Genomic DNA, 12,099 nt, shown 5'->3' on the forward strand with positions numbered 1-12,099 from the left:
GTTCAATTGAATGACACAAATCGACAAAAAGTTGAACAAAATCTAAAGTTTCAATGCCGTTAATTTGCGGTGTTATTAGCCAAATATCAACTAACACCTATGTACAAAAAACTATTTACGCTCCTGTTGTTGTTACCATGCGAACTATTGTTTGCCCAAAACAAGTTACTGACTGATTTTCCAAATGGATCCAGACCGGAAGAGGTAGGAAAAAAACTGGCTTATCGCTTTCTGGAGGGTAAGCACATGCTGCATGCCGGTAAATGGATCAGCTATCCGGAAACGTTCAACTGGAACGGCGCACTTAAATTTGCGGAGATCACAAATGACCAGGTATTGGTGAAACGCCTGCAAGATCGATTTGAACCGCTGTTTACCACGGAAAAGGCACTGCTGCCGATCATGAACCATGTGGACCTGAATATGTTTGGTAGCTTGCCCCTGCAACTGTACCAGGTAACGAAGGAAAAGCGCTACCTGGAATTGGGTATGCCTTATGCGGATACCCAATGGATCCTCCCGGATAAAGCGAATGAAAAAGAAAAGGAATGGGCAGATAAGGGTTATTCCTGGCAAACACGCCTGTGGATAGACGACATGTACATGATCACTATTGTACAGACCCAGGCATATAAGGTAAGTAAAGACAGAAAATACATCGACAGGGCCGCCAGGGAGATGGTGCTCTACCTGGATGAATTGCAACGTCCCAATGGTCTATTTTACCATGCACCGGATGTTCCGTTTTATTGGGGAAGAGGAAATGGCTGGATGGCAGCAGGGATGAGCGAACTGCTCCGTTACCTTCCTAAGGACAATAAAGACCGTCCTCGTATCCTTAAGGGTTATCAGACCATGATGAAAAGCCTGAAAAACTACCAGACACCAGCCGGGATGTGGAACCAGCTGATCGACGATCCGGAATGTTGGGCAGAAACCTCCGGTTCTGCCATGTTTGCCTACGCCCTGATCACCGGCGTGAAACACGGTTGGCTGGATGCCAGGGAATATGCCCCCGTTGCCCGTAAAGCCTGGCTGGCCATGATCCCATACATCAATGAGAAAGGCGCAGTAACAGAAGTATGTGTAGGCACTAACAAGAAAAACGACAAGCAATACTATTATGACCGTCCGCGCCATGTGGGTGACTACCACGGCCAATCGCCTTACTTGTGGTGTGTATATGCCCTTTTGGAAAAGGTAAGCCGGTAGCTATAAACACATTAAGGGCTGCCGAAATTGGCTTTTTCGGCCAGCCCTTTTTTAATTACAAGTTGATGCCCGCGTAAGCCTTGAAATCAGCCTCTTCAGTATAAACCTTAAAGCGCTGAATATCTTCACGGATCATTTTTTCAAACAAACCATTGAACAGGCTCGCCACTCCCCTTCCAAGGCTTCCTGCTGGCGCAAAATATTCAATTTCAATATGGATCTCAGTTCCCAATCCATTGAGGGAGTCCCGGAATTCGACCTTTCCAGCATTATCGATCATAGAGCCAGACAAGGATTGCCAGCCCAGATATTCGCCTTCTTCCTCCCTCGTGATTTCCGCATTCCAGTCCAGATCAAAGAGTCCTCCAGGTGTATTGGCCGACCACAGAGAAACCCCGGCATCCAGCTCCTCTACACTTTTCAGGTGTGTCATGAACTTAGGCAGGTTGGATAAGTCCCTCCAGAAACTGTAGACCTTGTCTTTGGAAGCATTGACCACAATATCTTCCGTAATGCTGATCGCCCTGATGTCCGAGTGATCAATGGACAAACGATCATATAACGGACAAACTCCAGTGGCACCGCGATACAGGAGAAGTCCCGCAGCTGCAGCCCCCTGAAATCCCAGTAAGGGGTGCTTACCAAGGTTCTTCAAACTCTTATACAGCAACCAGCCCCCTGCAAGAGCAGAAAAGATCCGTTCTCCCTGGTCAATATTTTCTTTCCCTGTAGGACTAAAGCTTAACTGCTTTGCCCCTGCTATGATGCGATCTGTGATTTTAGTTTCCATATGTACTGCTTTCTCTTTCTTATTGAACAAGCAGATCAGCATTGAGTTTTCAATAAAAAGTTTTATATTCAAACTGATAATCAACCAAATATTCATCCCTAAAACGAGTTAGCATGAAAACATCAAGACTAAGACTCCCATTATTAATGGTCGCAGCATTAGCCATTGCATCCTGCAAGGAACAGGAAATCACCGACACACTACAAAACCAGGAACGCAGGACCGAAACTGCACTGGCAGGAGCTATTCCTCCCAATTATGCGCTGAACAACTGGATGGCTGCCCTTCCCGACAACGTCAGCATAGCACAACTTTCGATTCCCGGGACACACGATTCTGGAGCCAGAACGGAACCTGTATCGGGAACTGCAAAATGTCAAAACCTTTCCGTCGCCGATCAGCTTTCGGCCGGGGTCCGGTTTCTGGATATCCGCTGCAGACACATCGACAACTCCTTTGCGATTCACCATGGCGCCATTTACCAGAACCTCAACTTTAATGATGTACTTAATGCCTGCATCAGCTTTTTGAACAGCAATCCTTCAGAAAGCATCATTATGAGTGTGAAAGAGGAACACACTCCATCCAACAATACGCGTAGTTTCGAACAGACCTTTGACAGCTACGTTGCTCAAAACAGTTCCAAATGGGACCTGGGGACGGGGATTCCGAACCTAGGAACTGTCCGTGGAAAGATCAAGCTATTGCGTAGATTTGGTACAGGCAGTCCGAAGGGAATAGATGCAACCAACTGGGCAGACAACACCACATTCAGCATTAATAATGCTGCAGCAAATTTAAAAGTCCAGGATTTCTACAACGTGAATGATGTAAATACAAAATGGACAAGTGTAGAAAACCAGTTGAATGATGCGCATAATGATAGCTCCAACAGGTTATATCTGAATTTTTGCAGTGGATACAAAGCTGGCATCTTTGGAATTCCAAACATCAATACCGTAGCCAATTTCATTAATCCCAAAGTAACGACCTTTTTCAACAACCATACCAGCGGAAAATATGGCGTGATCATACTCGATTTTGTCGATGCTGCAAGAAGTCAGCTTGTAGCAAATACGAATTTTTAAATTTGGTTCAGGATCACTTCATTGAATTGATAAAATCAATCTTTAACAATAAGCCCCGGCCTTTTTGAGACCGGGGCTTATATTTGAAGTTAAAAATTCTTACTACCAGCCGTAATTCTGAACCAGATTAGGATCTTTGTCTATTTCATTTTGAGGAATAGGCATCAGGTAATGCTTATCTGCGAAAACACGGGTCTGGATGATTACAGGTTTGTACAACACGGCAACTCCAGCAGCTTCGCTGCTCACATTCAAGCCGGTTGCAGTCAATTCATCCACTGAAGGTCTTGCATTCAGCACGTGAACCGCGGCATTATCTACAGTCTTGGCAATTAGCCACCTCCTGACATCCCAGAAACGGCTGCCCTCGAAAGCAAACTCCACACGCCTTTCATTTTGCAATCTCTTGCGCATGCCTTCTTTCGTGTTGTCTGAGGCAAGGATTGGGAGTACAGGCATGGCAACTCTGCGTCTCACCAGGTTCAGGTACTCATAAACCCTGCTATCAGGTTGATCCAGGTATTCGTTCATTGCCTCGGCATAATTAAGGTAGATTTCTGCCAGCCTGAAAATTGGGAAATTGCGCCTGGCAGTACCTGTATTTGCATTTCTGTCATAGTCCGGGCTCAAAAACTTACGCACATTGTGTCCCCAGGGATTTGTGCCGGCTTTGCCAGTTGCCCAGCCATCCGTTTGCCCATTACCAGCACCCCACCAGGCCAATTTGATCGGTCGTTTGGTGGCATCAAAGCGCCATTGTGAGTATTGGAAGAAGATCGAAGCATAGAACCTCGGATCCCTGTTTTTATACATATTGGAAATATTAGTTACATTCTGAAACTTCAGCCCGTCCCAAAGTTGTCCACTCCATGTACCTGAAATTACGTAGCCGGAGCCATTTTCGCCAATTGGGTAGCCGTTATTCATTTCATAAGCATCTACCAATTCCACCAGTGGCGTTAATTTCCCGCTTCCTTTAAATGGAGGGCCATTGGGGAGGATGTCGCCATCGTAACCGGTTCCATTTCCTATGATTCTAGGTAAAATGGTTTCATTGTAATCCCTGGTGTAAAACTGAGCAGCATAGTTCTGGACAGGATTATTAGGAAATGGATTGTATAGCGAATAGATTCCCAGGTCTATCACTTCCTTCGCAGCATCTGCCGCTTTCTTCCATTTCTCTTTATCGTAAGTAGCGCTAAACAGTGCCTTTCCATCTGAGTTTTTGATGTTGGCGTACAAGGGATTTCCATTGAATAAGGGACTTGCCGCGTACAGAAGTGTCCTCGACTTCAATGCCAGTGCTGCGCCCTTTGTGATTCTACCGATTTGGGCGTTGTCATGACTCAAAGGCAGATCGGCTACGATCGCATTACATTCAGCAACAATAAAATTGACCACCTCATCTACTGAATTCCGAAACAATAATGTGTTTCCGAGATCAGATGGATCTATGTCCTGAGCACTGGTCATGAGCGGCACTGCGCCATATCTTTTAAAAAGTTCAAAATAAAACTCTGCTCTGATGAATCTGGCCTCTGCCTTATAGCGCGGCTTCCAGATGTTATAAAACTCCACCCTGTCCAAAGGAACCGGCACAGCATCTATTCTGTCAATGAAGATATTTGCCCTTCTGATGTCCTGGTATTTCCCCGACCAGTTTCCCGCAGGGTTATCATTTACACTCCAACTACCTAAATTGTATTTGTAAGCATCGATAGCACCACCATTATCGAACCAATGGTGATAGCTTTCATCTGTGTAGGCGGTGATGTTTGATCCCAGATCATTGGGAAGCGCATTGTACAGCCGTGCAAGCGCCTCTTCACTTAAATTGATATTGCCAAAGATATCTTTATCTGTCGCATATTCTGAAGGAACAACGTCCAGGTATTTCTTGCAGGAAGCAGTAAGCATCAGCAGCCCTGCCATCAGGAATATATGTATTGCTTTCATAGTCATTTCTTTTACATCGATACGTTTATACCAAAATTCATTACTCTCTGCTGCGGATAGTTTCCAAAACTGTCCGAAGTCTCCGGATCGAAGATTTTCAATTTATCCCAGGTATATAAGTTCAAACCATTGGCAAAAACCCTTACATTACTCAATCTGATCCTCTGTACCCAGTTTTTAGGAAGGGTATAGCCAAATTCAATATTTTTCAACCGCATATAGTTCGAAGAACGCAGCCAGAACGTGGACCTTCTATTGTTGTTGACATTATTCGATGAGCTCAATTTCGGATAGCTGGCATTTGGATCTGGATTCGCCTCTGTCCAGCGTTTATCCATGTAATCTGCCAGAATAGAACTGTTAGAAGAGAAAGCCCATGCGGAAGTACCTTCCAGCCATCTCGTACCACCATAGGCACCCTGAAATAATATGTTGAAATCGAATTGCCTAAAATTAAAGGCCGCAGTAAGGCCAACAATGGATTTCGGACGGGCAATTCTGCCAAGGTAACCTTCATCCTGTGTATTGATCACACCATCACCATTTCTGTCGAGGTACTTAATATCTCCCGGACGTACTGCACCAAATTGCTGCACAGGGCTGTTGTCTATATCTGCCTGATCGGCAAATAGGCCCAATGCTGTAAGACCCTGAACTTCATAGATCTGCGTACCCTTCATACCACGGTAAGCCAAAGCATAGTTCGGCTCTGCAGCGTAGACTATCCTGTTGGTCGCGTAGGAATACGAGCCGCGCAACATCACTGAACTTCTCCCCATCTTCTTTCTCCAGGTGAGTTCTGTTTCGAAACCTTTGTTATTAACTATACCGGCATTGATCGCAGGCATGTTTTGCACCCCTGTCAGTTCAGGAATGATCTTTGCCTCTGTCAGGATTTGGGTACGCTTCTCCTGAAATACATCGGCTGTGAAAACAATGATTTGCTTGAATAACTCCAGGTCTAACCCAATATTGGTTTTTCTGGCTCTTTCCCAAGTGAGGAATTCATTACCAGAAGCACTTTCTTGCGCACTATTGAAGTTGTCGCCATCTGCTTCTCTTCCAAAGCGGTAACCATTACCTCCACCACTTGTCCAGGTGCTCAGATAAGCGAATCTACCTACACTGTTATCGACCCCAACTGTACCAATTGAAGCCCTGAATTTCAAGAGATTGATCATATCTACTCCTTTCAGGAAAGATTCATTGGACACTATCCATGATGCAGAAACTGCAGGAAAGAAACCCATCCGACGGCCTGCCTGGAAATTTTCCGAACCGTTGTAACCCGCATCAAAGCCGATTACATATCTACGGTCATAGGAATAGTTTACCCGACCTACTAAGCCCAACTGCTTAAACGGTAATGCACCAATGGCATCACCGGCATCGGTAAAGCTCTGGGTTTGATTGTAACGGATCATACTGGTAACCGCGTGTTTGGACGCAAATGTGCGGTCATAATTCAAATAAGCCTCATAGGTAGATTTACGACTCGCATTAGAGCTTACCGCAAAACCCAGCAGTCCATTTCCGGTACTCATCTCTTCATATTTGCCTTTACTCAGGTCTGTTTCATTTTCGTCAATGGTGAAACGGTATGTCGAATAATTACGTTGACGAGTGATGTCGCGGAAACTTTGCGCATCGAAAGCAAAACGGGTCCTGAAGCTCAAGCCCTGCGTTACAAATGGCATTTGCAAGGTAAAACCTCCTATAGCGGCCAGGGTGTTCTCAAAATTGCGCTTGTAACCATACTGCGTAAGTCGGCCATAAGGATTTGGTGGCATATTACGCTGTTGTGGTACCGAACCATTGGGATTTGTTAGGGGATACAGGTATGGAGGTGTATTTCTCAACTCACCCCAGAACGCATTGGTATCTTCATTAGGATAATTGCGTTGACGTACCACATTCGCGAGATTGATCTCCATACTCAGGTGTTTCGTGATGTTCACATCCACATTGGTCCTGAAGTTGTACTTATTCATATACGCGTTGATGTTGTAATCGTTGAGGTCATCATACTTGTACAAACCGTCCTGCCCCAGATAAGACATGGATACAAAATACCTCGCTGTAGCAGAACCACCACTCACGTTCAAGTTGGTCTGATTCATCAACGAATTCGGCTTTAAGAGTTCGTTATGCCAGTCTACATTTGGATACAGGTATTGATAGGTGGGGTTGCTACGGTCTCTGAATTTAGCGATGTATTCATCCGTGTATAAGTTCGCGTTCAACTTATCGTTATTGAGTGCCTCCCTAAATAAGGTCAATGCATCATAAGAATCTAAATAATCAGGAATCCTTACTGGATCTTGTATGGCCATTTGTGAAGTCAACGACACTACAGGCTTCCCGGCCTGCCCCCGTTTGGTGGTCACCAACAATACCCCGTTTGCACCTTTCATACCAAATACCGCTGTGGCCGCAGCATCTTTCAGAATACTTACCGATTCTACTTCATTGGCATCGATCCGGTCTATTGCATTTTCTATTCCATCTACCAGAACCAGCGGATCTTTTCCCTGATAGGTTCCAAAACCGCGGATATTTAGCACAGAACCATCGGCTCCAGGATTTCCACTATTTTGTATTGTACTCAAACCCGGTAAACGACCTGCCAAACTGTTGGTCAAACTTGCTGTGGGTGTGCGCAACAGATCTGCCGTCCCCACTGAGGATACTGATCCGGTCACATTGGTTTTCTTTTGTGTTCCGTAAGCAACCACTACCACTTCGCTCAGGTCAGCTTTAACTTCCTTCAAGATCACGTTGATGGTGGTATTGCTGCCAACGGTCACTTCCTGAGCAACGAAACCCACAAAGCTAAACACCAGCGTTTTCGCATCATCAGGAATGCTGATCAGGTACTTTCCGTCTACATCAGTTGTGGTTCCCACATTTCGCATATTTTTAACATATAGCGAAACACCTGGAAGGGGAACTCCGGCAGAGTCTACGACCATACCTTTGATGACCTTATTCCTGAACTTGCTCTTAGCAGATCTTTTGAGGATCACCACATTGTCTACAACTGAAAAATTGATGTCATTCGGGAACAGCACTTTTTCCAATACTGTACCTAGTCTTACGCCATTGAAGTCCAGGTCAACTACCAGGCTGGGATCGATCACACCATCCTGATAAGCGATTTTAGCTCCTGCTTTCTGGGCAACCTGATCGATCGCCCGCTTCAAACTCACGTTCTTCAGGTTGATGTTTACCTGGTTCTCTAATATCTTCTGTCCATAGGTGTGAGTGGCTGATGCGACTGTGAAAAGACCGCAAAGCAATACTATGACAGCAACAGTATATTTCATAAATAATAAAACACATTGAATTACTCTATGCTCGTATAGAGATTTTTCCATAATTTAGTTGGGATTAATGGTAAGAAAACTGCCCTATTTGCGGTATGATTTCGACGTCGCAGGCAAATTTGGTATTGGGCTTACTTAATTACTCCCTGTCCTTCTTAGGGCAGGGTTTTTAGTTTGTGTAGGTGTTTAAGTCATACAAGATTGTTTATTTGGTTAAGAATTTAATTTATATTGGCTTGTGTGTTAGTGTAGCAGATAGCCTTTCTCAGTTTTGATCACCTTGCTGCTGGTCATTTCAGACAGAACAATCATCACTTTTTTTATACTCTCTTCGCGAAAATCGGCAGTAATCCTTCGTCTTTGTAATTCAGGAGAGGCTTCAATCTCAACGTCGTATTTACGTTGCAGGTCGGCAATTACCGATCTTAGCGGTACTTCGTCATAATGTAGCCGGCCTTCCCGCCAGGAGATCAGGTGCGCGGTATTTGCCACATCACCTACGCGGATGGTTTGCTTAGCCTTGTTGAAAGTGACGAGTTCATGGGCTGTAAGCGCCACTGAGTCCATGCCCTTGGGAGTAGGCATGCTGACCCTAACCTTTCCCGTCAGCACGGCGACACGAATACTTCTATCCTCTTTATAGGCTTTGATACTGAAACTCGTTCCCAAAACCCGTGTAACCACCCGCTCCGAACGAATCAGGAATGGCCTCGAAGCATCGTGTGCCACCTGGAAATAGGCTTCACCTTCCAGCGTGACTGCTCTTCGCTGACCAGTAAAAGTTTTCGGATAAGTCAGCTTACTTCCCGAGTTCAACCAAATCTCCGTACCATCTGCAAGGCTGAGTTGTAAAACACGTCCACGGGCAGCAACGGCAGTTTGCATGACTGCAGGGATTTCTTCCGCTGACTGTTTGAATCGTTGTCTATAAAAAATAAGGGATATACTCGCCATGAGCAAAATAACAGAAGCGACGCCTATAAACCGCTTCCAGGAGCCTTTACGCTGTTCGTATCTGGCGACACCCGACAGTACCCGATCATAAATTACCTCTTCCTGAAGGCTTTCAGACATTTCAGGACCAAGCGTTTTTTCGCCCTTTTCTAGATCATCGTAATACCTGGAGATCTGCTCCGTTGTCTTTTTGGATAAGTTCATATTTGGTTGTTATCTGTATGATGCAAAAAAAGACAACACCCCCTATGTGACAAGGATTTTTTTCAAAAAAAATAATGCCCAGTAACTTCTACAGGAAATACTTCATCAGGGCTGGGCAAATTGCGACGATCCATACGTAATGCTTGAGTGAGCCCCGAAGCTTTTGCAGTGCCTTGGTAATTTGATTTTCGACGGTCTTTACCGAGATGTTCATCAATTCGGCGATCTCCCGGTTAGAGAGCTGCTGCTTCCTGCTAAGAATAAAGACTTCCCTGCACTTTTCCGGCAATTCCTGGATTGCCTCATCTATCTCCTGATTCAATTGTTTCTCCATGATCAAGCCATCAGCAGAATAATGAGATTCTAAAAAATCCAGTGCAGCGTTGTCTAGCTCAATCTTTTTAGCACGTAAGCCCATCAAAACCCGATTTCTGGTGGCAGTGTATAAATAAGCATTTAAATTGTCCACTTCCAATTGATGTCTTTTTACCCAAAGCTGAATAAACAATTCCTGTACGATTTCTTCACAGGCTGTCTGATCCCTAAGCAGATTATAAGCAGATGCATAAAGTTTTGCTACATACTTATGGTAGATGCGCTGAAAAGCAGCTTCGTCGCCGAGCTTGATCTGATCAAGCAATTGCTCATCTGTCCATAATGAAACCTGCTTTGTCTGCATAAAAGCAATAAAGAATAAGTGTTACACAAATATATCATTTTTTAAACACCAGCAATATGCAGAAATAAATGAACTCCTGTCACGGAACAGGAGTTCATTTATTCTTATTCCCCTACAGGGATAGGAAAATCGATACCCGTTGCCGAGGCGACACCAAAATTCGGTGATCCGTCGGTATTCCAACTGAGCTTTTGCATTCTCGGAGACCTTGCGCCATTGGTTGTGGCTGCTACACTGCGCGCATGGTAGATAAACCAATTTTCTTTCTTCGTCACACCATTGGGATCTGTGTAACTGCTGGTGAAAAACCCGTTGTGTCCTGGACCGTAAACAGAATTGGCATCATTCCTCACGAATACCTGCTTCTTATTGATCCAATCGGCAACCACCGTCGGATCACCACCACTCCTCAACTGTATCTGTGCCAGGCAATAATTATCACTACTGTAGCGGCTGGCCGAGTAGATGATGAATACCGGACTACTGGCATCTTTCTGCAGCATAATTGGCCCTTCGTTGACACCGGCACCTATTGATGATGGTTCATGTTTCTCCCAGGTATTGGTAGGTGAGGATATTTTGATCCGCGGTCCGCTGATCGTCCATGGATTTGACATTGTAGCTAGGTATAGGTATTGTTTATACCTGCTGGCAGTACTCTCCCATCCCGACCAGATGAAATAATTCGTACTGCCTATGGTGAGGATTGAGCCGTCGATTGCCCATTGATCGCTGGAATCAAAAATCTTCCCTTTAAAGGTCCAGGTTCCTGTAGTTGGGTCTGCATTGGAATTTTCCAATACGTACATGCGGTGCGTATCTCCTGTTCCATCATTTGCCGCGAAATAAATGTACCATTTTCCAGAAAGGAAATGCAGTTCAGGGGCCCATATGTTAGAAGAATAAGCAGTTCCGGAAGGCGGGGTCCAGACGACAGTTTCAGTTGCAGTAGACAATAAGGACATGGAAGTTGTCTTTCTCAGTCCGATATTACTGCCCCTGGTATACATGAAATAATAGTAACCATCCTTTTCCGCCACATAAGGGTCCGGCCTGCTGGCGTTGATTACTGGATTTTGAAAATTGACGTTGTGGAAATTAAATAAATCCTGCGTTCCTGAAACTGTAGTTTTTTGGCGGATCTTGGTTCCATTGGTGCTGTTTTCCGGATCTACCACCATTTTCATACCCGTAGCTTTGTTTGTGAGCGAAAACACATTGTTGCTGCCAGAATAAGTGATTGACCAGGCCTGTGCATCACTGCCATCATCTGTAGCTTGCTGCAGAATCTCTCCTGATGTTGCAGAGGGAGATTCCAGACATTTATTGCTGGTTACATTAATCAACTTATAATACGTGGCATCAATTTTTATCAATTTCCATTTTTGCCCGCCATTCGGAAACCAGGGCCACTGTTGGATTTTTGCAGCTTCCGCAGTGGAATTACCCGTAACCTCCACTACAGGCCCACCAATGAAGTTGGAAGAGATACCTCTGATGCGGTAGGTCGCACCATCGATCAATGTGCCCAGCGGAGGTGCGGCACTGATCGTTACGTTTTCGCGGTTCGTTGATCCGCCCGTTTCGGCCGCTCCTTGTGGGCTTTCTTTCTGACAGGCCGTAACCAATAAGATCAAGGCTGCAGTCAGATTTTTAAATGAGTTAAAATGCATAAAATAAGGGAGTTTTTGTATGCTACAAAGGCATGTTCAATGCCGGGGGAAATTGTAGCAGGGTTTAAAATTTGGTTAGTTGTATTCCAAAGTAAAGCAATGGCGACTTCATGTTTTGTTCATTTTTTTGTCGAAACGTCTCAAAACACGAGCAATAAACCCCTATGTATCAAATGGATAAACGAGACATAGTCTTCAAATAGAAAGGCCTTTCCAG

At 44.8% G+C, this 12,099-nt stretch carries 8 protein-coding genes; 2 read left to right on the forward strand and 6 right to left on the reverse strand.

Translation table 11 applies throughout. The annotated features are described in order from the left end of the window. The first annotated feature begins 99 nt into the window (after positions 1-99). Positions 100-1,212: a glycoside hydrolase family 88/105 protein gene (locus WAE59_RS19785; protein ID WP_337857716.1), complete on the forward strand. Its 1,113-nt coding sequence runs from the start codon at positions 100-102 to the stop codon at positions 1,210-1,212. A 55-nt stretch (positions 1,213-1,267) separates the two neighbouring features. Here WAE59_RS19785 and WAE59_RS19790 read toward each other — a convergent pair whose 3' ends face one another. After that, positions 1,268-2,002: an SRPBCC family protein gene (locus WAE59_RS19790; RefSeq protein ID WP_337857717.1), complete on the reverse strand. Its 735-nt coding sequence runs from the start codon at positions 2,000-2,002 to the stop codon at positions 1,268-1,270. Positions 2,003-2,115: 113 nt separating this feature from the next. Between WAE59_RS19790 and WAE59_RS19795 the strand changes: the two genes are divergently transcribed. After that, positions 2,116-3,090: a phosphatidylinositol-specific phospholipase C gene (locus WAE59_RS19795; protein ID WP_337857718.1), complete on the forward strand. Its 975-nt coding sequence runs from the start codon at positions 2,116-2,118 to the stop codon at positions 3,088-3,090. A gap of 102 nt (positions 3,091-3,192) precedes the next feature. Here the strand turns inward: WAE59_RS19795 and WAE59_RS19800 are convergent, their stop codons facing one another. The 5 genes from WAE59_RS19800 to WAE59_RS19820 all read right to left on the reverse strand — a co-directional run bounded on the left by WAE59_RS19800 (position 3,193) and on the right by WAE59_RS19820 (position 11,882). Beyond that, complete coding sequence (locus WAE59_RS19800) at positions 3,193-5,046, reverse strand: RagB/SusD family nutrient uptake outer membrane protein (RefSeq protein WP_337857719.1); 1,854 nt, start codon at positions 5,044-5,046, stop codon at positions 3,193-3,195. Positions 5,047-5,057: 11 nt separating this feature from the next. Next, positions 5,058-8,372: a SusC/RagA family TonB-linked outer membrane protein gene (locus tag WAE59_RS19805; protein ID WP_337857720.1), complete on the reverse strand. Its 3,315-nt coding sequence runs from the start codon at positions 8,370-8,372 to the stop codon at positions 5,058-5,060. A 243-nt stretch (positions 8,373-8,615) separates the two neighbouring features. After that, positions 8,616-9,530, reverse strand: a complete 915-nt coding sequence (locus WAE59_RS19810) for a FecR family protein (protein WP_337857721.1) — start codon at positions 9,528-9,530, stop codon at positions 8,616-8,618. A gap of 88 nt (positions 9,531-9,618) precedes the next feature. Then, positions 9,619-10,209, reverse strand: coding sequence for an RNA polymerase sigma factor (locus WAE59_RS19815; RefSeq protein WP_337857722.1), 591 nt, complete (start codon positions 10,207-10,209; stop codon positions 9,619-9,621). A gap of 104 nt (positions 10,210-10,313) precedes the next feature. After that, positions 10,314-11,882 (reverse strand): family 43 glycosylhydrolase, encoded by a 1,569-nt coding sequence (locus WAE59_RS19820; protein ID WP_337857723.1) that lies wholly within the window; start codon positions 11,880-11,882, stop codon positions 10,314-10,316. Positions 11,883-12,099 lie beyond the last annotated feature (217 nt).

The organism is Pedobacter sp. GR22-6 (assembly GCF_037402555.1).
Classification (GTDB): domain Bacteria; phylum Bacteroidota; class Bacteroidia; order Sphingobacteriales; family Sphingobacteriaceae; genus Pedobacter.